We start from the raw sequence: 20,944 nt of genomic DNA on the forward strand, positions 1-20,944 counted from the left end.
ACTGAGCCGTCACACAGACGACAGGAGGTTCGTCATGGCTGGACATTCAGCAGCAGCCGCACGCCGGCCCCGCGCCACCGGCCCTGCACCCTCGCTGACCGGACCCGCCGCCGACGTCCACCCCGTACTCCGCCGGGCGACAGCCCCTCCCGCCGCACTCGACCTGCTCGCCCAGGCGCGCACGGGACTCGACGAGGCGGCCCTCCTCGAGACGCCCAACGAGCGGTACGCCACGGCCCACCTCGCCGCCCTGCGCACCGCCGCCGCCGTACTCGCCGCCCGCGGCCGCCCCGAACCCACGCCACGACGCCGTGCCCGGATACGGAGCGCCTGGGAAGTGCTCCCCGAGATCGCACCCGAACTGACCGAGTGGAGCGCCCTGTTCGCCTCCGGCGCCACCCGCAGGGCGCGCGCCGAAGCGGGCATCCAGGGGGCGGCCGGCACCCGCGACGCGGACGACCTGCTCCGCGACGTCGAGATGTTCCTGCGCCTCGTCGAGAGGATGCTGCTGCTCCAGCCCTCACTGCCCCGGCCCAGGGCGCAGGACGAGGCCCCGGCGGCAGGCCGGGAGGTGCCCGACGTGGGGTGACCGGACAGCTCTCACGAGGCAATAGGGTGGAGGCGCCCGAACCCTCCACCCATCGCCGTGCCGGTGGGGGAGGAACCCCCATCGCTCCGCAGCCCATGAGCCGGAGCCGCGCCGAGGAGTCACCTGTCGTGTCGGACCCGATGCGCCCCCGCGCTTCTCTCCGTACCGCCGTGGTCTGGGACGTTCTCAAGGACGCCCTCGACCGTCGCGTCAAGGCCACGGGGCGCGAGTCGCTCGACGTGCTCGACACCGGAGGCGGCAGCGGTAACTTCGCGGTGCCCGTGGCAGGCCTCGGCCACCGCGTCACCGTCGTCGACCCCAGCCCGAACGCGCTCTTCGCGCTCGAGCGCCGCGCGGCCGAGGCCGGCGTGGCCGACCGCGTGCGCGGGGTGCAGGGCGACGTCTCCGGTCTCTTCGACGTGGTCGAGCGCGACGGATACGACGCGGTCCTGTGCCACGGCGTCCTGGAGTACGTCGACGACCCCGCCGAGGGCGTACGCAACGCGGTGGGCGCCCTGCGCTCCTCCGGCGTCCTCAGCCTGCTCGCCGCGGGCCTCGGCGGCGCCGTGCTCGCACGCGCGCTCGCCGGGCACTTCAAGGAGGCCAGGCAGGCCCTCGGCGACCCGGCGGGCCGCTGGGGCGACGGCGACCCAGTGCCGCGCCGCTTCAGCGCCGAGCAGCTCACCCGGCTCGTCGGATCCGCGGGCGTCGAGGTCGGCGCGGTGCACGGCGTACGGATCTTCGCCGACCTCGTGCCGGGCGTCCTCGTGGACACCGAACCGAGCGCCCTCCAGGAGCTCCTCAAGCTGGAGGCCACGGCCGCCGAGCTGCCCGCCTTCCACTCCGTCGCCACGCAGCTGCACGTCCTCGGCGAGAAGCAGGGAACCCCGGAGGCCTGAGTGCCCCCGGTGACGCGCCGCTGATCAGGGGCGCAGCGGCGGATGGAGTACGCCACAGGCCCCCCGCTTCCGCGCCGGGCGCCGTATGATCGAGGGAGACGGTCCGGCATGACGGGACGGCCGCCGGGGCATTAACGCCTCAGCGAGCCGGAGCGGCGTGGTGGTCCTGGTTGGCGAAGTTGGCGTAGAGGGGCGGGTTTCACGGGGGCGATTCCCTGCCTATCCTGAAGGGGACCCCCGGTCGCCCCGGCGACTGCACGATGAGGAGGACTCCGTGCCGCTCTCGGAGCACGAGCAGCGAATGCTCGAGCAGATGGAGCGAGCGCTGTACGCCGAAGATCCCAAGTTCGCGACAGCGCTTGAGGGAAGCGGGCTGCGTACGTACACCCGACGTCGGGTCTACCAGGCAGTCGCCGGATTCCTGGTGGGTATCGCGCTCCTCATGGCCGGAATGGTCGCAAAGCAGATCTGGATCAGCGTGGTGGGGTTCCTCGTCATGCTGGGCTGCGCGGTCCTTGCCATGACTGCATGGCGCAAAGCGCCCAAGCCCGGTGAACAGCCGGCTGCCGGAGCAGCGCCAGGAGCGCCGCCGGCCGCACGGCGACAGGGCAAGAAGCACCGGTCGATGATGGACCGGATCGAGAAGCGCTGGCAGCGGCGCCGAGACGAACAGGGCGGCCAGGGCGGCCGCTGAGCCCTCGCCGGACGAGGTCCTCACGGGATCAGAAGTCCTTCAGGGAACAGATGCAGCTGAGGGGTGACCACTCACGGGTGGTCACCCCTCAGGCGTATCCGCTCGCCGGTGTATCCGCGTGCCGGCAAATGCGCGGGTCGGCCGGGCCAATCCGCACGCCGGGTTGCCGCTTGCGCGCGAGGGGCGCCGCCCCGCACCCCCTCTTGTCAGCCCTCCTGGCCGGAAGGCCGCCGCGCCCGCCGCAGAAGCGTCGACTTCCGGGCCGTCCAGCGGGAGCCGAGCTCCGCCCAGCGCTGTGAAAGGCTCCACGCCACTCGAACGGTCGAGCGCGGTGCGAGCGTCGCCCGCAGCCGGGCCGAGCGGCTCGCCTTGGCGTGCAGGCCCTGCTCAAGGCGGCGCACGTCGTCCCCGAGACCCGCCGTCGGCTGCGGCCTCGGCGCGTAGAGCACCTGCTCCACCGCGGCCGCCACCCGATGCACGGAGTCCGCAGCCACCTGATCGAGCTCTCCGACGCGGACGATCCGCGCTGCCGCCTTCCGTGGTGTCTGTGACTCGTCCGGTGCGATGCCGTGGTCCCACGCCGTATCGGTCACTTCCAGCCACGCCGCGAGGGTGCGGGCCGCCGCGTCCCCGTCCGTGCGGCCGGACGAGCCGAGCCGCACGGCCCGTACCCGCCGCCGCCACAGCATCGGCGACAGAGGCACGAGCACCACCAACAGCACGCCCAGCGCGACGAGGGCGATCGTGCCGAAGGGCGGGCCGTCGCCGCCGGACGCGCCGATCACCGCGGGCGCCGTGTTGGAGCAGCCTTCCAGCTTCCGCTCGGCCGCCGGGCAGTTGTCCGACGCGGAAGGCTGACCGGCCGACGGCTGGGACGAGGCGGCCTCGCTGGGCGCCGCCGGGTTGCTCGGGTTGCCCGCCGGGGTGTCGTCACGTGTGTACTCGGGCGCCGTGCCGCGGTTCGGCGTCGGCTCGAAGCGCGTCCAGCCCACGCCCTCGAAGTACAGCTCCGGCCACGCGTGCGCGTCCCGCAGACCGACCGACATCCGGCCGTCCGCCTGCGGAGAGCCCGGTGTGAAGCCCACCGCCACCCGCGCCGGGATCCCCAGCGTCCTGGCCATCGCGGCCATCGAGAACGAGAAGTGGACGCAGAAGCCCTCCTTGTCCTTCAGGAAACGGGCGATGGCCGAGGAGCCGCTGCCGGCCTGGACGTCCGTGTTGTACGTGAAGCCGCCGCTCACGGCGAAGTAGTCCTGGAGTTTCACGGCCCGCTGGTAGTCGTTCGCCGCGCCCTCGGTGACCCGCAGCGCCGTCTTCTCGACGATCGCCGGCAGCGACGACGGCACCTTGGTGAACTCCCGCCGCAGCTCGCTCGGCGCCTCGGGAGCGTTCGCCAGCTGCTCCGCCGTCGGCTGGACGATCAGGCTCTCGACGCCGTACTTCTTGCCGCGCGTGGTCTGGTTGTGGTCGCCCACGAGGGTCCGGCCCACCGGCTCGTACCGCCAGCGTCCCGAGATGTCGACCTTCGTCGCCGGGTAGGGGAGCGGCAGCCAGTCCTGGGCGTACCAGCCGGCCGCCGCGATGTTCGTGCGGATCTCCGTCCTGCGGACGTCCGCGCCGAGGCCGCGGGGGCTCGGGAACGGCGAGGGCACGTCGATGATGCTGCGCTTGGCGGGCCGCCAGGTCGTCCCGTCGAACTCGTCGAGGGAGACGATCCGCAGATAGAGGTCCTGGGTGTCCTTCGAGTTCGTGCGGTACGACATCACCTCCCGGTCCTCGGGCTGGTTCAGGCTGTTCTGGAGGGAGACCAGGGGGTTGACGGCGGAGATGGTGCCGCCGCCTCCGGAGCCCACGCCCGCGCCCGTACCCGTCGGGCCGAGCAGGCCGCCCTCGAGTGCGGGCAGGGCGAGCGGCACCACCAGGGCGATGCCGAGCGCGAACGCGCCGATGCGGCGGCCCGTGCGGATCGGGGCCACGGCATCGGCCGTGCTCTCGGCCGCACGGCCCGGTGAGCGGGCCGTACCGCCGAAGACGCGCCCCCACTGCGAGAGCCGGTCCCGGCCCTCGGCGAGGAGCAGCATCAGATAGCCGCCGGCCGCGAGCAGGAACCACAGCCAGTCGGCGGAGCCGTGGGAGAGGCCCGCAGCGACCGAGTACAGGGCGAGCAGCGGCAGCCCGGCGGGCGCCGCGCTGCGGAACGTCACCGCGAGCGCGTCCACCGCGAGGCCGATCACCAGGACGCCGCCCACCAGCATCAGCCGGATCCCGTCGGACAGCGGCGCGGGGATCGCGAACCGACCCACGTCCTCGCCGCCCGCCTGGAGCAGCTCCCCGAAGTGACGGAAGGCCTCCGGGCCCGGCAGCACCCCGCCGATCGCCTGCGCGTTCGCGAACAGCAGGGTGAGCAGCATCAGCGTCACGAGCGCCTGCACGGCCACCGTGAGCGGCCGCGCGAGAGGCACGCGCCGGGTCAGTGCCCCCACCCCGGCCTGGACGACCAGCAGGAACGCGGCCTGGAAGATCCAGGTCGCCAGATCGACCAGCGGGAGCAGCGCACAAGCCGCCATGAAAGTGGCCGCCGTCGCACACAGCGTCAGCCGAGCGCCTCCACTCATGACCGCGCCTTTCCCCCGGTGACATCACGCATGATCAAGAACCCCACCCCGTCACCGCCGGTCCGCTCTCCGCGCCGGTGGACGCCCGGTGCCGGTCGGCGTCGCGCCACAGGTCGATCAGGGAGGTGCCGGGCGGGACCGCGAGGGCCGACCAGCCCGCCTCGCGCAGCAGCCGCAGCCGTTCCTCGCAGCGCTCCGAAGGGGCGCCGCGCGTCCAGGTCTCGCTGTCGAGCACGAAGGCGACGGCGCCGCCGCTGCGCTGCCGCATCCTGGCGGCGACCGCGGTCTGCTCCTCGTCGAGATCGCCGAAGAAGGCCACCAGCAGCCCCTCGTTCCCCCCGCGCAGCACGTCGTACGCGCGCGAGAGACCCGAGCCGTCCGAGTGGTCGACGACGGCGAGCGTGTCCATCATCAGTCCGGCCGCGTCCGCCGACTCCTGGCTGGCGCCGGCGAACCCGTCGGACCCCTCGCCCGGCACCGAATTGCCCGTATCGGTCAACAGGCGTACGGAGAAGCCTCGTTCGAGCATGTGGAACAGCGTCGACGCCGTGCCCGACACCGCCCACTCGAAGGCCGAGTCGGGGCCCGCGCCCTGGAAGGCGAGGCGCCGGGTGTCGAGGAGCACCGTGCAGCGGGCCCGCTGCGGCTGCTCCTCGCGGCGCACCATCAGCTCGCCGTAGCGCGCGGTCGAGCGCCAGTGCACACGGCGCAGGTCGTCCCCGTAGCGGTATCCGCGCGGGATCACGTCGTCCTCGCCCGCCAGGGCCAGCGAGCGGTTCCGCCCGTCGCCGTACCCCTTGGCCTCGCCGGTCAGCCGCACCGCGGGCAGTGGCTCCACGCGCGGGATGACCGTGAGGGTGTCGTACGTGGAGAAGGACCGGGACAGCTCGCACAGGCCGAACGGGTCCGTCAGGCGCAGCTGGAGCGGGCCGAGCGGATAGCGGCCGCGCAGGTCCGAGCGCACGCGGTACGACACCTCGCGGCGGCCGCCCGCCTCCACCCGGTCCAGGACGAAGCGGGGACGCGGCCCGAGCACGTACGGCACCCGGTCCTGGAGCATCAGCAGGCCCGTGGGCAGCCGCGAGACGTTGTCCATGCGGAGATGGACGCGGGCCTCGCTGCCCGCGGGCACGCGCGCGGGGGACAGCCGCCGGCTGCCCGCGACCCGGTAGCGCGTGCGGTAGAGCACGAACGCGCAGACCAGCGGCAGCACGGCGAGCAGCAGTCCGACCCGGAGCAGATCGCTCTGTCCCAGGGCGTACGCGCAGACCGCCGCCGCCACCCCGGCGGCCAGGAACGAACGTCCACGGGTGGTCAGCCCCGAGAGCGCGACCCGAAGGCCGCCCTCGTCGTCGTCACCCCCGAAGCCTCCCCCCTCGGCCATCACAGCCTCCGGGCGCCGGGCGGCTGCTGGCCGTACAGCGGGGACCCGTGGCCCGAGGCGGCCGGGACCGACGTGTGCTGGAGGATCTCCAGGACCACCTGCTCGGACGTGCGCCGGTTCAACTGGGCCTGCGCCGTGGGCAGCAGGCGGTGCGCGAGGACCTGCACGGCGAGCGACTGCACGTCGTCGGGCAGCGCGTACTCACGCCCGCTCAGCGCCGCGGATGCCTTCGCCGCCCGCAGCAGATGCAGCGTGGCGCGCGGCGAGGCGCCGAGTCTCAGGTCGGGGTGGCTGCGTGTGGCGGCGACCAGGTCGACCGCGTAGCGCCGCACCGAGTCGGCCACGTGGACCGAGCGGACGGCGTCGACGAGTTTCACGATGTCGTGCGCGTGCGCCACCGGCTGGAGGTCGTCCAGAGGGGAGGCCCCGCCGTGGATGTCGAGCATCTGCAGCTCGGCCTCCGGGCTCGGGTAGCCGATCGACACCCGGGCCATGAAGCGGTCGCGCTGCGCCTCGGGCAGCGGGTACGTGCCCTCCATCTCGACCGGGTTCTGCGTGGCCACCACCATGAAGGGGCTGGGCAGCTCGTACGTCTGCCCGTCGATGGTGACCTGGCGCTCCTCCATGGACTCCAGGAGCGCCGACTGCGTCTTCGGGGACGCGCGGTTGATCTCGTCGCCGATCACGATCTGCGCGAAGATCGCGCCCGGCTTGAACTCGAAGTCCCGGCGCTGCTGGTCCCAGATGGAGACACCGGTGATGTCCGACGGCAGCAGGTCGGGCGTGAACTGGATACGACGCACCGAGCAGTCGATGGACTTGGCGAGCGCCTTCGCAAGCATGGTCTTGCCGACGCCCGGTACATCCTCGATGAGCAGGTGCCCCTCGGCCAGGAGCACCGTCAGCGAAAGCCGTACGACCTCCGGCTTGCCCTCGATCACGCCCTCCACCGACCTGCGGACTCGCTCCACAGTGGTGGTCAGATCAGTGAGGCTCGCTCGATCGTCATAGGTCGTCACCCGGCCCTCCTCGGCCCGTACTTTCCGGGCCGACGCTCGATGCTGCGGCCCGGCCCACCCCGAAACACGGACACCACGCGCGAGCAGTTCCGTCTTCTCGCGCGAGGTGCCTCACCGCATTCTTGTTGCCGTTACCGGTTCGTGTCACTCGACTGTGGATAACTGGCAGCGATATGTCGGGGCTTACGACCTTTTGAGAGCGTGGTCGAGTCCGTGGCTCAGTTGGGCCGGATCTCCCGCAGCCGCCCCGACTTCACGTCGAAGACAAAGCCGCGTACGTCGTCGGTGTGCAGCAGGAAGGGCGAGGTGCGCACCTTCTGGATGGACTGGCGCACGTCCTGGTCGACATCGCGGAACCCTTCGACGGCCCAGGTCGGGCGCTGGCCGACCTCCATCTCCAGGTCGTGCCGGAAGTCCTCGGAGAGGCCTTCCAGACCGCAGCCCGAGTGGTGGATCAGCACCACGCTGCGGGTGCCGAGCGCCCGCTGGCTGATGGTCAGCGAGCGGATGACGTCGTCGGTGACGACGCCGCCCGCGTTGCGGATGGTGTGGCAGTCGCCCAGCTCCAGGCCCAGGGCGGCGTGCAGGTCGAGCCGCGCGTCCATGCAGGCCACCACGGCCACCTGCAGAACGGGACGGGCGTCCATACCTGGGTCGGTGAACGCCTCGGCGTAGCGCTGGTTCGCCTCGACGAGGCGGTCGGTCACGGTGCCGTCGGCAGGTATGGCGCTTTCGGACTCAGCAGGGAGGGATGCGGAAGTCGTCATAGCTATGACGGTAATGGTCACTCCTGGGACAAGCCCGCTGTGAGAGCGGACAAAGAACGCCATCGCGGCTTGTTGTGAGGTAACCCACAGGGGCGCTTCGGCTCGCCCGTACGGGTGATTTCTCCTGGTCGGTGGCATCGCGAAGGGGCGGCGCGCGGCGCGCAGGCCGGTTGATTGACCGGGCGACACCGTGGACTAAAGTGACGCGGAAACCCCAGGAAACACCGAAGATCCCGGCACTCCACCGGACTCTTCACCACGTGCGCGACGGGCACCCCGGCGGTGCGTGGGCGCCGCGCCGGAACTGAGAGGGCCCCTTGAGCCAGACCCGACATGTCCCGGTGATGCTCCAGCGCTGCCTGGACCTGTTGGCCCCGGCCCTCGCCGAGCCGGGTGCGGTGGTCGTCGACTGCACGCTCGGCCTCGGCGGACACAGCGAAGCCCTTCTCTCCACGTTCCCCTCCTGCCGCCTCGTCGGTCTCGACCGCGACAAGGAGGCCCTGCGCCTCTCCGGTGAGCGCCTCGCCCCGTTCGGTGACCGCGCCACCCTCGTGCACGCCGTCTACGACGAGCTTCCCGAGGTCCTCGACCGGCTCGGCATCCCGCGCGTGCAGGGCGTCCTCTTCGACCTGGGCGTCTCCTCCATGCAGCTCGACGAGGCCGACCGCGGCTTCGCCTACGCGCAGGACGCGCCGCTCGACATGCGCATGGACCAGACGACCGGAATGAGCGCCGCCGAGGTCCTCAACACGTACCCCCCGGGCGAACTGGTGCGGATCCTGCGCGCGTACGGCGAGGAGAAGCAGGCCAAGCGGATCGTCTCGGCGGTCGTGCGTGAGCGCGAGAAGGAGCCGTTCAGCAACAGCGCCCGGCTCGTGGAGCTGATCCGCGACGCGCTGCCGCAGGCCGCCAAGCGCACCGGCGGCAACCCCGCCAAGCGCACCTTCCAAGCCCTGCGCATCGAGGTGAACGGCGAGCTCAGCGTCCTGGAGCGGGCCATTCCGGCCGCCGTGCAGGCGCTTGCCGTCGGGGGACGTATCGCCGTCCTGTCGTACCACTCGCTCGAGGACCGGCTCGTGAAGCAGGTGTTCGCGGCCGGCGCCGCGACGACCGCGCCGCCCGGACTCCCGGTCGTCCCCGAGCGCTACCAGCCACGGCTCAAGCTGCTCACGCGCGGCGCCGAACTCCCTACGGAGGAAGAGGTCGCCGAGAACCGCCGGGCGGCCCCGGCGCGGCTGCGGGGTGCGCAGCGCATCCGCGAGGAGGTCGCCGGGTGAGTTCCGGGCGCGCGAGGAGGGGTCGATGAGTCCCAGGCGCGAACTGCGGGGGAGGGCCGCGCGACTGGCGCGGCTGCTGCCCTCGGGATCCGCGGGCGCCGGCCGGGCGGCCCGCACACCGTTCGTGCTCCTCGTCGTGCTGCTGCTCGGCGGCGGGCTGATCACGCTCCTGATGCTGAACTCGGCGCTCAACGAGGGGTCGTTCAGGCTGAACGACCTCAAGAAGCAGACGACCGACCTCACCGACGACGAGCAGGCGCTCCAGCGCGACGTCGACGCCTACGCGGCCCCCGACGCCCTGCAGCGCCGCGCCCGCGAGCTCGGCATGGTCCCCGGCGGCGACCCGGCCTTCCTCAACCCAGACGGCACCGTGCGCGGCGTCCCCGGCGCGGCCGCCGCCCCCTCCACACTGTGGCTGCCCGCGCCGCCCCCGCCCCAGGTCGCGGGCACGACTCCGAGCCCCGCGCCGACCCCGTCCGCGACCTCCAAGGCCACGCCGAATCCCACGTCCTCGCAGGTGAAACCCGCGCCCTCGACCTCCGGCAGGTGACGGAATGACCGACAGGGAGCCCCCGCGTCGCCGGGTCCCAGCCCCCGCGAGGCCCGCGAGGAACGGCCGCCCCGCCGCCTCCCGGCGTCCGAACCCCGGCGCCAGGCGCCCGCGTCCCGCCCCCGTCAAGGCACCCGCCGCACTGCGCCTCGGCAGCCCGCGCCCCCGGCTGCGCATGGTCAGCCTCGGCCTCACCCTCGTTCTCATCGCCTTCGTCGTACGCCTGCTCCAGGTACAGGCCGTCGACGCCAGCGCCTACGCGGCCAAGGCCGAACAGCACCGGTACGTCGAGCACGTCCTCGCGGCCGAGCGCGGCGGGATCACGGACCGCAGCGGGGTCGCGCTCGCCACCAGCGTGGACGCGTACGACATCACGGCCGACCCCACGATGTTCCGGCCGGCGGACACCGCGGCCGCCAAGAACTCCACGGCCCCGGTGGTGCCGCGGGACGCGCCCGAGCAGGCCGCGGCGCTCCTCGCCCCGATCCTCGGCGTGGACGCCGACGTGGTCGCGAAGAAGCTGCGGACCCCCAGGACGCGCTACGTCCTGCTGGCCCGCCGCCAGACCCCCCAGGTCTGGAAGCAGATCAAGGACCTCAAGAGCACGCTCTCCGAGAAGGCGGACCGGGAGAAGACGGCGAGCGTCATCGCCGGAGTCTTCGCCGACCCCAGCAGCAAGCGCGTGTACCCGAACGGCGATCTGGCCGCCGGGATACTGGGCTGGGTCAACGCCGACGGCAAGGGCGGCGGCGGTATCGAGCAGCAGCTGAACAAGGATCTGGCGGGCAAGCCCGGCAAGATCAAGTACGCCCAGTCCGGCGGCCGTCAGGTACCCACGGCCGGCAGCAACGAGCAGCCCGCCGTGCCCGGTTCGGAGATCGAGCTCACCATCGACCGCGACATCCAGTGGGCCGCGCAGAAGGCCATCACCGACCAGGTGAAGAAGTCCGGGGCGGACCGCGGCTACGTGATGGTGCAGGACACCAGGACCGGCGAGGTCCTGGCGATGGCCAACGCGCCCGGCTTTGACCCCAACGACCTCTCGCAGGCCAACTCCACCGCCATGGGCAACGCGGCGCTCCAGGACGCGTACGAGCCCGGCTCCACCGCGAAGGTCATGTCGATGGCCGCCGTCCTGGAGGAGAACGCGGCCACCCCCGACACGCATGTCACGGTGCCCAACCGGCTGCACCGCGGCGACCGGCTCTTCCAGGACGACATCGACCACCCCACCTGGCATCTCACGCTGAACGGCGTGCTCGCCAAGTCCAGCAACATCGGCACCATCCTGGCGGCGGGCCAGCTCGGCAAGACCCAGCCCCAGGCCAACCAGGTGCTCTCGTCGTACCTGCGCAAGTTCGGCATCGGCCGTCCCACCGGGCTCGACTTCCCGGGCGAGACCCCGGGCATCCTGGCCCCCGCCGACAAGTGGTCGACCTCGCAGCAGTACACGATCCCTTTCGGCCAGGGTTTCTCCATCAACGCGATGCAAGCCGCCTCCGTCTACTCGACCATCGCCAACGGCGGCGTACGCGTGGAGCCCACCCTCGTACGCGGCACCAAGGGACCCGACGGCAGGTTCACCCCGGCCCCGAGGCCCAAGCAGAACCGGGTCGTCAGCGCGAAGACGGCCAAGACGGTCGCGCAGATGCTCGAGTCCGTCGTGGACGACGAGGAGGGCACCGGCGCCAAGGCGCGCATCCCCGGCTACCGCGTCGCCGGCAAGACCGGCACCGCCAACCGAGTCGATCCGGCCACCGGCAGGTATAAGGGGTACACGTCGTCGTTCGCCGGTTTCGCCCCCGCCGACAAGCCCCGCGTCACCGTCTACTGCGCGATCCAGAACGCCACCAAGGGCGGCTACTTCGGCGGCCAGATCTGCGGCCCCATCTACAAGCAGGTCATGGAGTTCGCCCTCAAGACGCTCCAGGTGCCGCCCACCGGCGCCGAGCCCGCCCGGCTGCCCGTCAGCTACCAGCCCTGATCCGAGCCCCGAGAGTGACCAGGTACAGCCCGTGACAACGATCACCCCGGACCCCGGGAACCAGCCCGCGCCACACCCCTCGCTTCGCTCCATGGGGGGTGAGCCCGGTACGCTCACCGCCGTGCCACACGCTGATCAGTCCCAAGACACCCAGAAGGGCGTTCCCGTGACATATCCGGGACCGCCGCGACCGGTGCAGGTCACCGCGACACGACTTGCCGATCTCGCAGATCAGTTGGGTGTCCCCGCGCCCCAAGAGCCCGCGGCGTCGACGGGGAGCACCGGCATCACGCACGACTCGCGCGCCGTGCGCCCCGGCGACATCTACGCGGCCCTGCCCGGCGCCCGTTTCCACGGCGCCGACTTCGCCGCCCAGGCCGCGAGCCTCGGCGCCGTCGCCGCCCTCACCGACCCGTCGGGCGCCGAACGCGTCGCGGCGGCCGGTCTGCCGGCCCTCGTCGTGGAGAACCCGCGCGGCCGGATGGGAGAGCTGGCGGCCACGATCTACGGCCACCCCGGCCGCGATCTGCTCCAGATCGGCATCACGGGCACGTCCGGCAAGACCACGACGGCCTACCTCATCGAGGGCGGGCTGCGCACGATGCACAGCACCGGGCTCATCGGCACCGTCGAGATGCGCATCGGCGACGAGCGCATCAAGTCGGAGCGCACCACCCCCGAAGCCACCGACCTCCAGGCGCTGTTCGCGGTGATGCGCGAGCGCGGTGTGGACGCGGTCGCGATGGAGGTCTCCAGCCACGCCCTCGTGCTCGGCCGGGTCGACGGCTGCGTCTTCGACGTGGCGGTCTTCAACAACCTCAGCCCGGAACACATGGAGTTCCACTCCGACATGGAGGACTACTTCCGGGCCAAGGCGCAGCTGTTCACCCGCGCACGCAGCAAACAGGGCGTCGTGAACTACGACGACGAGTACGGCCGCCGGCTCATCGACGAGTCCGAGGTGCCCGTCGTGACCTTCTCCGCCGAGGGCCACCCGGACGCCGACTGGCACGCCGAGGACGTCGAGGTCGGCCCGTTCGACTCCACCTTCGTGGCCGTCGGCCCCAAGGGCGAGCGGATCACCGCCAAGTCCCCGCTGGCCGGGCCGTTCAACGTGGCCAACGCGCTCGCCGCGATCGTCGCGCTCGCCGTCGCGGGCATCGACCCGCAGCAGGCCGCGGACGGCGTCGCCGCCGTGCCGGGCGTTCCCGGCCGCCTGGAGCGCGTCGACGCGGGCCAGCCCTACCTCGCCGTCGTCGACTACGCGCACAAGACCGACGCCGTCGAGTCCGTGCTGCGCGCGCTGCGCAAGGTGACCGAGAACAAGCTCCACATCGTGCTCGGCTGCGGCGGCGACCGTGACACCACCAAGCGGATGCCGATGGGCGCCGCCGCCGCCCGGCTCGCCGACACCGCCGTACTGACATCGGACAACCCCCGCTCCGAGGACCCCCTCGCGATCCTCGCCACGATGCTCGCGGGCGCCGCCGAGGTGCCTGCCCACGAGCGCGCCGAGGTCCAGGTCTTCGAGGACAGGGCGGCGGCCATCGCCGCCGTGGTCGCCCGCGCACAGCCGGGCGACACCGTCCTCGTCGCGGGCAAGGGCCACGAGCAGGGCCAGGACATCGCCGGGGTGGTGCGTCCCTTCGACGACCGCCTGGTGCTTCGCGAAGCTATCCAGCAAACCCAGGGATGAAGTTGTGATCGCCCTCTCCCTCGCCGAGATCGCTACAGCCGTCGGCGGGCAGACGTACGACATACCGGATCCGTCGGTCCGGGTGACCGGACCGGTCGTCATCGACTCCCGGAAGGTCACGGACGGCAGCCTGTTCGCCGCCTTCGCCGGCGAGCGCGTCGACGGCCACGACTACGCGGCCGCCGTGGTGGACGCCGGAGCCGCCGCCGTACTCGCCTCGCGCCCGGTAGGGGTGCCCGCCATCGTTGTCGACGATGTACAGGCCGCCCTCGGCGCGCTGGCGCGCACCGTCGTCGAACGGCTCGGCGCCACCCTCGTCGCGCTCACCGGCTCCGCCGGCAAGACCAGCACCAAGGACCTGATCGCCCAGGTCCTGCGCCGCAAGGCGCCCACGGTCTTCACACCGGGCTCGTTCAACAACGAGATCGGCCTGCCGCTGACCGCGCTGAGCGCCACCGACGACACCCGCTACCTCGTCCTGGAGATGGGCGCGCGCGGCAAGGGCCACATCCGCTACCTCACCGGCCTGACCCCGCCGAGGATCGGCGTCGTCCTCAACGTCGGCACGGCGCACATCGGCGAGTTCGGCGGCCGCGAGCAGATCGCCGAGGCCAAGGGCGAGCTGGTCGAGAGCCTGCCGGCCGACGGCACCGCGATCCTCAACGCCGACGACCCCCTCGTCCGCGCGATGGCCTCCCGCACCAAGGCGAGGGTGCTGCTCTTCGGAGAGGGCGCCGATGCCGACGTACGCGCCGAGAATGTCCGGCTCACGGAGAACGGACAGCCTTCCTTCAGCCTTCGCACACCCTCCGGGTGCAGCGACGTGACCTTGCGCCTGTACGGTGAGCACCACGTGTCGAACGCGCTCGCCGCGGCCGCCGTCGCCCATGACCTTGGCATGTCCGTGGAGGAGATCGCCCTCGCGCTCTCCGAGGCGGGCACACTGTCCCGCTGGCGTATGGAGGTCACCGAGCGCCCGGACGGCGTGACAGTCGTCAACGACGCCTACAACGCGAACCCCGAGTCCATGCGAGCCGCTCTGCGAGCGCTCGCAGCGATGGGCAAGTCCCGGCGGGCAGAGGGGGGCCGTACATGGGCGGTGCTCGGTCAGATGGCCGAGCTCGGGGACGAGGCGCTGGCCGAGCACGACGCGGTCGGACGGCTTGCCGTCCGGCTCAACGTCAGCAAGCTCGTGGCAGTCGGGGGCAGGGAAGCGTCCTGGCTGCAACTGGGCGCCTATAACGAGGGTTCGTGGGGTGAGGAGTCGGTGCACGTGTCCGACGCACAGGCGGCTGTCGACCTGTTGCGCAGCGAGCTGCGCCCGGGTGACGTCGTGCTCGTGAAGGCCTCCAGGTCGGTGGGCCTGGAGAGCGTCGCGCAGGCGCTGCTCGCCGTCGACGGCGACAACGTGGGCGAGGTTGCTGCCCGATGATGAAGCAGATCCTCTTCGCGGGTGTGATCGGGCTCTTCCTGACCCTGATCGGGACGCCCCTGCTGATCAAGCTCCTTGCGCGCAAGGGCTATGGCCAGTACATCCGTGACGACGGCCCGCGCGAGCACCACGCCAAGCGCGGTACTCCGACGATGGGTGGTATCGCCTTCATCCTGGCGACGTTCATCGCGTACTTCATGAGCAAGGTCATCACCGGCGCCGCGCCGACCCTGTCGGGCCTGCTGGTGCTCGGCCTGATGGGCGGCATGGGGCTGGTCGGCTTCCTCGACGACTACATCAAGATCGTCAAGCGCCGCTCGCTCGGCCTGCGGGCCAAGGCGAAGATGGCCGGACAGCTGACCGTCGGTATCGCCTTCGCGGTGCTCTCGCTCCAGTTCGCCGACAACCGCGGCAACACCCCTGCCTCCACGAAGCTCTCCTTCGTGCAGGACTTCGGCTGGACGATCGGCCCGGTCCTGTTCGTGGTCTGGGCGCTGTTCATGATCCTCGCGATGTCGAACGGCGTGAACCTCACGGACGGCCTCGACGGCCTCGCCACCGGCGCCTCCGTGATGGTCTTCGGCGCGTACACCTTCATCGGTGTCTGGCAGTTCCAGGAGTCCTGCGCCAACGCGCAGACCCTCACCAACCCCGCCGCCTGTTTCGAGGTCAGAGACCCACTCGACCTGGCGGTCGTCGCATCGGCCCTGATGGGCGCCTGCTTCGGCTTCCTGTGGTGGAACACCTCGCCCGCGAAGATCTTCATGGGTGACACCGGCTCCCTCGCGCTCGGCGGCGCCCTCGCGGGTCTGGCCATCTGCTCCCGCACGGAGTTCCTGCTCGCCCTGCTCGGCGGCCTGTTCGTCCTGATCACCATGTCCGTGGTCATCCAGGTCGGCTCCTTCCGGCTCACCGGCAAGCGCGTCTTCCGCATGGCGCCACTGCAACACCACTTCGAACTCAAGGGCTGGTCCGAAGTCCTTGTGGTGGTCCGCTTCTGGATCATCCAGGGCATGTGCGTGATCGTCGGACTCGGCCTCTTCTACGCGGGATGGGCAGCCGACAAGTGACCACTGCGTCCGACTGGCAGAACAAGCGAGTCACCGTCGCCGGTCTCGGCGTGAGCGGCATCAGCGCCGCCCGCGCCCTGGCCGGCCTCGGCGCGTCGGTCACGGTCGTGGACGGCGGCGACAGCGAGACGCACCGCGCCACGGCGGCCGAACTCGCGCAGCTCGGCGTCGCCGCCCAGCTCGGGGACGCCGAGACGCTCCCCGACGGCACCGAACTCGTCGTCACGTCACCGGGCTGGAAGCCCTCGTCCCCGCTCTTCGCGGCGGCGGCCGAGGCGGGCGTGGACGTCGTCGGGGACGTGGAGATCGCCTGGCGCCTGCGCGGACCCGGCGCCGCCCCCTGGCTCGCCATCACGGGCACCAACGGCAAGACCACCACCACGCAGATGCTCGCGTCGATCCTGGAGGCGGCGGGCCTGCGCACGGCGGCCGTCGGCAACATCGGTACGCCGATCATCGACGTCGTACTCGAAGGCGACGACGCGTACGACGTGTTCGCCGTCGAGCTCTCCTCGTACCAGCTGCACTGGGCGCCCTCGCTGCGCGCGCACTCCGCGGCGGTCCTCAACCTCGCGCCCGACCACCTCGACTGGCACGGCTCCATGGAGGCGTACGCCGCCGACAAGGGCCGTATCTACGAGGGCAATCAGGTCGCCTGCGTCTACAACGTCGATGCCACCGACAAGCCGTCGACCGAGGACCTGGTCCGTGAGGCCGACGTCGAGGAGGGCTGCCGCGCGATCGGCTTCACCCTCGGCACGCCCGGCCCCTCCCAACTGGGCGTCGTGGACGGCATCCTGGTCGACCGGGCCTTCGTCGACAACCGGCACAAGAACGCCCAGGAGCTCGCCGAGGTCGCGGACATCGACCCGCCCGCCCCGCACAACATCGCCAACGCCCTCGCCGCCGCCGCCCTCGCGCGCGCCTTCGGCGTCGAGCCCGCCGCCGTACGCGACGGACTGCGCGCCTTCACACCCGACGCGCACCGCATCGCGCACGTCGCCGACGTCGACGCAGTCGCGTATGTCGACGACTCCAAGGCGACCAACACCCATGCCGCGGAAGCCTCCTTGGCCGCCTACGAGTCGATCGTGTGGATCGCCGGCGGGCTCGCCAAGGGCGCGTCCTTCGACGAGCTCGTCACCAAGTCGGCCAAGCGCCTTCGCGGGGTCGTCCTGTTCGGCCAGGACCGCGCGCTGATCCGGGAAGCCCTCGCGCGACACGCCCCTGAAGTCCCGGTGGTCGACCTCGACCGGACCGACACTGGTGCGATGTCGCAGGCGGTCCAGGAGGCCGCGCGGCTCGCCCGGCCGGGGGACACCGTGCTGATGGCCCCGGCCTGTGCGTCGATGGACATGTTCACCAACTACAACAAGCGTGGCGACGCGTTCGCGGAAGCGGTCCGCGAACTCGGCTCCACGAGCGTCTGACGGGGGCCTTCGGGTGCCCGGTGACGCCGGGCACCCTCGGGAGGGGATCGTGGCAGCGTCATCGTCGTACAGCGGTGGGGTGCGCTGATGCCCGGCAGCAGCGCGCGGGCGGCCCGGCGGCCCCCGGCGGCGCGTCCCCCGAAGAAACCGGCCAGGCCGGCCCGCGTCAGCCCCGTACGACGCCTCTACACCCAGGCCCGCCGCGCCTGGGACCGCCCTCTCACCGCGTACTACCTCATCCTCGGCTCCAGCCTCCTGATCACCGTGCTCGGCCTGGTGATGGTCTACTCGGCCTCGATGATCACGGCGCTGCAGAACGGGCTGCCCAGTTCGTACTACTTCCGCAAGCAGTTCCTCGCGGCGGCGATCGGCGGGGCCCTCCTGTTCGCGGCCATGCGGATGCCGGTGAAGCTGCACCGCGCACTGGCCTACCCGCTGCTCGCCGGCAGTGTCTTCCTGATGGTCCTCGTGCAGGTGCCGGGGATAGGAGTCTCCATCGGGGGCAACCAGAACTGGATCTCGCTGGGCGGCCCCTTCATGCTCCAGCCCAGCGAGTTCGGGAAGCTGGCCCTCGTCCTGTGGGGCGCCGACCTCATGGCGCGCAAGCACGACAAGCGGCTGCTGTCCCAGTGGAAACACATGCTGGTGCCGCTCGTCCCGGTGGCCTTCCTGCTCCTCGGACTGATCATGCTCGGCGGCGACATGGGCACGGCGATCCTGCTCACCGCCATCCTCTTCGGACTGCTCTGGCTGGCCGGGGCGCCCACCCGCCTGTTCGTCGGCGTGCTCTCCGTCGCGGCCGCCATCGGCGCCTTCCTCATCAAGACCAGCCCCAACCGCATGGCGCGCCTGTCCTGCCTCGGTTCCACCGACGCGGGCCCGGACGACATCTGCTGGCAGGGACTGCACGGCATCTATGCCCTCGCCTCGGGCGGATTCTTCGGATCCGGACTCGGGGCGAGTGTGGAAAAATGGGGCCAACTCCCCGAAGCGCACACCGACTTCATCTTCGCCATCACCGGTGAGGAACTGGGCCTTGCGGGGACGCTGTCGGTGCTCGCCCTGTACGCGGCTCTAGGCTATGCGGGTATCCGCGTGGCCGGACGCACGGAGGACCCCTTCGTGAGGTACGCCGCGGGTGGCGTGACCACCTGGATCACGGCCCAGGCCGTGGTCAACCTCGGTGCGGTGCTCGGTCTCCTGCCGATCGCCGGTGTCCCGCTCCCGCTGTTCTCGTACGGGGGGTCAGCGTTGCTGCCGACCATGTTCGCCGTAGGACTTCTGATCGCGTTCGCGCGGGACGAACCCGCGGCGCGGGCGGCCCTGGCCATGCGGCAGCCTCGGATGAGATGGAACACGATGCGACGGCGCGCCACGGCGCGTACGTCCGGAGAGCGGTGAATTTCGGTGCATGTCGTACTCGCCGGCGGGGGGACCGCCGGCCACATCGAGCCCGCGCTCGCCCTCGCGGACGCCCTGCGCAGGCAGGACCCGACCGTGGGCATCACGGCCCTCGGTACGGAGAAGGGGCTCGAGACGCGGCTCGTACCCGAGCGCGGATACGAACTCGCGCTGATCCCCGCCGTACCGCTGCCGCGCAAGCCAACCCCTGAACTGATCACCGTCCCGGGCCGGCTGCGCGGCACCATCAAGGCGGCCGAGCAGATCCTGGAGCGCACCAAGGCGGACTGTGTCGTCGGCTTCGGCGGTTATGTCGCCCTGCCCGGTTACCTCGCGGCCAAGCGCCTCGGTGTGCCGATCGTCGTCCACGAGGCCAACGCCCGCCCCGGACTCGCCAACAAGATCGGTTCGCGCTACGCCGCAGGCGTCGCGGTCTCCACGCCCGACAGCAAGCTGCGCGGCGCCCGTTACGTCGGCATCCCGCTGCGCCGCACCATCGCCACCCTCGACCGGGCGCGCGTACGGCCCGAGGCGCGCGCCGCCTTCGGCCTCGACCCGAACCTTCCGACGCTGCTCGTCTCCGGCGGTTCCCAGGGCGCACGCCGCCTCAACGAGGTCGTCCAGCGGGTCGCTCCGCTGCTCCAGCAGTCCGGCATCCAGATCCTGCACGTCGTCGGCCCCAAGAACGAACTGCCGCACGTCCAGCAGATGCCGGGGATGCCCCCGTACATCCCGGTACCGTACGTGGACCGGATGGACCTCGCGTACGCCGCGGCCGACATGATGCTCTGCCGCGCGGGCGCGATGACCGTCGCCGAACTCTCCGCCGTCGGGCTCCCCGCCGCCTACGTTCCGCTGCCCATCGGCAACGGTGAACAGCGGCTCAACGCCCAGCCGGTGGTCAAGGCCGGCGGCGGACTGCTGGTCGACGACGCGGAGCTGACGCCCGAGTGGATCATGGGCAACGTCCTGCCCGTGCTCGGCGACCCGCACCGGCTGTACGAGATGTCCCGCGCCGCCTCCGAGTTCGGCCGCCGGGACGCCGACGAGCTGCTCGTCGGCATGGTGCGCGAGGCGATCGCCTCGCGTCATCGCCAATAACACAACGGCGAGTGAGCCGAAGGGGCGCGCCGGTGTTGAGAGGTCGAGCGCGCGGAGGTCCGAAGGGCTGAGCACGGTCGGGCTCTCGACGCCGGCTGAGGCGCCCCGGAGGCGAACGGAGCCAGGAGAAGGGGAGCGTGCGCGTGGCCGGACCGACGACCGCGGACCGCGGTGAGCGGCACAAGCCGAAGTCCGGCCCGCCCCGGCCTCCGCGTGGCCGCAGCCCGCGCCTGCCGCGCCCGCGCGTCCTGATCGTGACCGGCGTCGCGCTCCTGCTCGGCGCTGCCACCATCTGGATCCTGTACGGCTCCCAGTGGCTGAGGGTGGAGCGCGTCGCGACCTCGGGGACCGGGGTTCTGACGCCCGCTCAAGTGCGGGCGGCCGCCGCCGTTCCGGTCGGCGCCCCGCTGATTTCCGTCGACACGGGCGACATTGAGGACCGTCTTCGCCGGAAATTGCCCCGGATCGACTCGGTCGATGTCGTGCGTTCCTGGCCGCACGGAATTGGATTGAAAGTGACCGAACGCGAGCCGGTCCTGATTGCCAAAAGCGGCGCAAACGGTAAAAACGGCGAAAATCGCGAAGGTGGTTCCAACGCGGGCAAGTTCGTCGAAATTGATGCCAAGGGTGTCCGTTTCGCGACCGTACAGAAGGCCCCCCGCGGCGTTCCGCGACTGGAATTGACGCCGGATCAGGCGGGCGCCGCCGCTAGCCTTCGCCGCTTCGGCCCCGACCGTCTGGTGCGCGAGGCGGTCCGCGTCGCGGGCGATCTGCCCCCGGCCGTGGCCCGTGACACCCGTGCGGTCAGGGTCCGTTCGTACGACGATGTGTCCCTGGATCTGAGCGGCGGGCGCACCGTCGTATGGGGAAGTGGTGAGAAGGGCGACACCAAGGCGACCACCCTCACCGCCCTCATGAAAGCCGCCCCGAAGGCGCGGCACTTCGACGTAAGTGTCCCCACCGCCCCTGCGTCATCGGGGAGTTGACGCACATCAGCGCAGGCCAGCACCCTGGTTGGGCACTGCTACGGCTGATC

17 protein-coding genes are annotated in these 20,944 nt (G+C 71.4%); 13 read left to right on the top strand and 4 right to left on the bottom strand.

Annotated features, from left to right (window positions below; all coding sequences use genetic code 11):
* The first annotated feature begins 34 nt into the window (after window positions 1-34).
* The 3 genes from OG456_RS26660 to OG456_RS26670 all read left to right on the top strand — a co-directional run bounded on the left by OG456_RS26660 (window position 35) and on the right by OG456_RS26670 (window position 2,182).
* Window positions 35-589, top strand: a complete 555-nt coding sequence (locus OG456_RS26660) for an SAV_6107 family HEPN domain-containing protein (RefSeq protein WP_266565197.1) — start codon at window positions 35-37, stop codon at window positions 587-589.
* Window positions 590-717: 128 nt separating this feature from the next.
* Window positions 718-1,488 (top strand): bifunctional 2-polyprenyl-6-hydroxyphenol methylase/3-demethylubiquinol 3-O-methyltransferase UbiG, encoded by a 771-nt coding sequence (locus tag OG456_RS26665; protein ID WP_266565199.1) that lies wholly within the window; start codon window positions 718-720, stop codon window positions 1,486-1,488.
* A gap of 274 nt (window positions 1,489-1,762) precedes the next feature.
* Entirely contained in the window at window positions 1,763-2,182 is a 420-nt protein-coding gene (locus OG456_RS26670; RefSeq protein WP_266565201.1) for a DUF3040 domain-containing protein, read from the top strand.
* A gap of 206 nt (window positions 2,183-2,388) precedes the next feature.
* Here the strand turns inward: OG456_RS26670 and OG456_RS26675 are convergent, their stop codons facing one another.
* From OG456_RS26675 to OG456_RS26690, 4 genes are all read right to left on the bottom strand, one after another.
* Complete coding sequence (locus OG456_RS26675) at window positions 2,389-4,797, bottom strand: DUF3488 and transglutaminase-like domain-containing protein (RefSeq protein WP_266565203.1); 2,409 nt, start codon at window positions 4,795-4,797, stop codon at window positions 2,389-2,391.
* A 34-nt stretch (window positions 4,798-4,831) separates the two neighbouring features.
* Window positions 4,832-6,181, bottom strand: a complete 1,350-nt coding sequence (locus OG456_RS26680) for a DUF58 domain-containing protein (protein ID WP_266565205.1) — start codon at window positions 6,179-6,181, stop codon at window positions 4,832-4,834.
* Window positions 6,181-7,200, bottom strand: coding sequence for a MoxR family ATPase (locus tag OG456_RS26685; protein WP_266565207.1), 1,020 nt, complete (start codon window positions 7,198-7,200; stop codon window positions 6,181-6,183). The genes OG456_RS26680 and OG456_RS26685 overlap by 1 nt, the downstream gene beginning before the upstream one ends.
* Window positions 7,201-7,418: 218 nt before the next feature.
* The gene (locus OG456_RS26690; RefSeq protein ID WP_266565209.1) at window positions 7,419-8,030 is read right to left on the bottom strand and encodes a carbonic anhydrase; all 612 of its coding nucleotides are present in this window, start codon (window positions 8,028-8,030) and stop codon (window positions 7,419-7,421) included.
* Between the two features lie 254 nt (window positions 8,031-8,284).
* Between OG456_RS26690 and rsmH the strand changes: the two genes are divergently transcribed.
* From rsmH to OG456_RS26740, 10 genes are all read left to right on the top strand, one after another.
* Window positions 8,285-9,244, top strand: a complete 960-nt coding sequence (gene rsmH / locus OG456_RS26695; RefSeq protein ID WP_116502573.1) for a 16S rRNA (cytosine(1402)-N(4))-methyltransferase RsmH — start codon at window positions 8,285-8,287, stop codon at window positions 9,242-9,244.
* Window positions 9,245-9,269: 25 nt separating this feature from the next.
* A complete protein-coding gene (locus OG456_RS26700; protein WP_266565211.1) occupies window positions 9,270-9,794 on the top strand; it encodes a hypothetical protein in 525 nt (174 codons plus the stop codon).
* Between the two features lie 4 nt (window positions 9,795-9,798).
* Complete coding sequence (locus tag OG456_RS26705; RefSeq protein WP_266565213.1) at window positions 9,799-11,778, top strand: penicillin-binding protein 2; 1,980 nt, start codon at window positions 9,799-9,801, stop codon at window positions 11,776-11,778.
* Between the two features lie 31 nt (window positions 11,779-11,809).
* The gene (locus OG456_RS26710; protein ID WP_266565216.1) at window positions 11,810-13,474 is read left to right on the top strand and encodes a UDP-N-acetylmuramoyl-L-alanyl-D-glutamate--2,6-diaminopimelate ligase; all 1,665 of its coding nucleotides are present in this window, start codon (window positions 11,810-11,812) and stop codon (window positions 13,472-13,474) included.
* Between the two features lie 4 nt (window positions 13,475-13,478).
* Window positions 13,479-14,906, top strand: a complete 1,428-nt coding sequence (gene murF / locus OG456_RS26715; RefSeq protein ID WP_266565218.1) for a UDP-N-acetylmuramoyl-tripeptide--D-alanyl-D-alanine ligase — start codon at window positions 13,479-13,481, stop codon at window positions 14,904-14,906.
* Window positions 14,903-15,976: a phospho-N-acetylmuramoyl-pentapeptide-transferase gene (mraY, locus tag OG456_RS26720; protein WP_266565220.1), complete on the top strand. Its 1,074-nt coding sequence runs from the start codon at window positions 14,903-14,905 to the stop codon at window positions 15,974-15,976. Before murF ends, mraY begins: the two co-directional genes overlap by 4 nt.
* A complete protein-coding gene (gene murD, locus OG456_RS26725; RefSeq protein ID WP_266565222.1) occupies window positions 15,958-17,406 on the top strand; it encodes a UDP-N-acetylmuramoyl-L-alanine--D-glutamate ligase in 1,449 nt (482 codons plus the stop codon). The genes mraY and murD overlap by 19 nt, the downstream gene beginning before the upstream one ends.
* Window positions 17,407-17,493: 87 nt before the next feature.
* Window positions 17,494-18,807 (top strand): putative lipid II flippase FtsW, encoded by a 1,314-nt coding sequence (gene ftsW / locus OG456_RS26730; protein ID WP_266565224.1) that lies wholly within the window; start codon window positions 17,494-17,496, stop codon window positions 18,805-18,807.
* A gap of 6 nt (window positions 18,808-18,813) precedes the next feature.
* Window positions 18,814-19,908: an undecaprenyldiphospho-muramoylpentapeptide beta-N-acetylglucosaminyltransferase gene (gene murG / locus OG456_RS26735; protein WP_266565226.1), complete on the top strand. Its 1,095-nt coding sequence runs from the start codon at window positions 18,814-18,816 to the stop codon at window positions 19,906-19,908.
* Between the two features lie 143 nt (window positions 19,909-20,051).
* On the top strand, window positions 20,052-20,894 hold the full coding sequence (locus OG456_RS26740) for a cell division protein FtsQ/DivIB (RefSeq protein WP_266565228.1): 843 nt from the start codon (window positions 20,052-20,054) through the stop codon (window positions 20,892-20,894).
* The last annotated feature ends 50 nt before the right edge of the window (window positions 20,895-20,944 follow it).

Origin of the sequence: Streptomyces sp. NBC_01446, from assembly GCF_026340095.1 — a bacterium.
Lineage (GTDB): Bacteria > Actinomycetota > Actinomycetes > Streptomycetales > Streptomycetaceae > Streptomyces > Streptomyces aureus.

What these genes read in the sequence shown, in the direction of transcription:
- OG456_RS26660 (WP_266565197.1), top strand. Translation starts at nt 35, where the DNA reads ATGGCTGGACATTCAGCAGCAGCCGCACGCCGGCCCCGCGCCACCGGC.
- OG456_RS26675 (WP_266565203.1), bottom strand. Translation starts at nt 4,797, where the DNA reads ATGAGTGGAGGCGCTCGGCTGACGCTGTGTGCGACGGCGGCCACTTTC.
- OG456_RS26680 (WP_266565205.1), bottom strand. Translation starts at nt 6,181, where the DNA reads ATGGCCGAGGGGGGAGGCTTCGGGGGTGACGACGACGAGGGCGGCCTT.
- OG456_RS26690 (WP_266565209.1), bottom strand. Translation starts at nt 8,030, where the DNA reads ATGGCGTTCTTTGTCCGCTCTCACAGCGGGCTTGTCCCAGGAGTGACC.
- OG456_RS26700 (WP_266565211.1), top strand. Translation starts at nt 9,270, where the DNA reads ATGAGTCCCAGGCGCGAACTGCGGGGGAGGGCCGCGCGACTGGCGCGG.
- OG456_RS26705 (WP_266565213.1), top strand. Translation starts at nt 9,799, where the DNA reads ATGACCGACAGGGAGCCCCCGCGTCGCCGGGTCCCAGCCCCCGCGAGG.
- mraY (WP_266565220.1), top strand. Translation starts at nt 14,903, where the DNA reads ATGATGAAGCAGATCCTCTTCGCGGGTGTGATCGGGCTCTTCCTGACC.
- murD (WP_266565222.1), top strand. Translation starts at nt 15,958, where the DNA reads ATGGGCAGCCGACAAGTGACCACTGCGTCCGACTGGCAGAACAAGCGA.
- ftsW (WP_266565224.1), top strand. Translation starts at nt 17,494, where the DNA reads ATGCCCGGCAGCAGCGCGCGGGCGGCCCGGCGGCCCCCGGCGGCGCGT.